This is a genomic window from Anoxybacillus sp. LAT27 (assembly GCF_022030075.1).
GTDB classification, from domain to species: domain Bacteria; phylum Bacillota; class Bacilli; order Bacillales; family Anoxybacillaceae; genus Anoxybacillus; species Anoxybacillus kestanbolensis.
This window is the reverse complement of sequence record NZ_JAIWYK010000152.1, coordinates 1-277: the sequence shown is the minus strand read 5'-3', so window position 1 is coordinate 277 and position 277 is coordinate 1. Positions and strand designations below refer to the sequence as shown.

General features: G+C 59.6%; 1 protein-coding gene. It reads left to right on the top strand.

Annotated features, from left to right (window positions below; translation table 11 throughout):
- Positions 1–277, top strand: a 277-nt coding sequence (locus LD028_RS08910; RefSeq protein WP_237811603.1) for a cbb3-type cytochrome c oxidase subunit I, incomplete at both ends; no start/stop codon positions are given.

The following is a 277-nucleotide window of genomic DNA, read 5'->3' as shown; positions in this document are numbered from 1 at the left end:
AGTGCTGATCGGCGGGGTCGTATTCGGATACCTCGCAGGGATTTACTACTGGTGGCCGAAAATGTTCGGCTTCAAGCTGGATGAGCGCCTGGGCAAATGGGGCTTCTGGCTCTGGAACATCGGCTTCTACGTCTGCTTCATGCCGCAGTACGCGCTCGGCTTCATGGGCATGACCCGACGCCTCTACACGTACGGATGGGACCTGGGCTGGGCACCGCTCAACCTGGTTTCCACTGTCGGCGCGTTCATGATGGGGCTCGGCTTCGTCTTCCAGGTA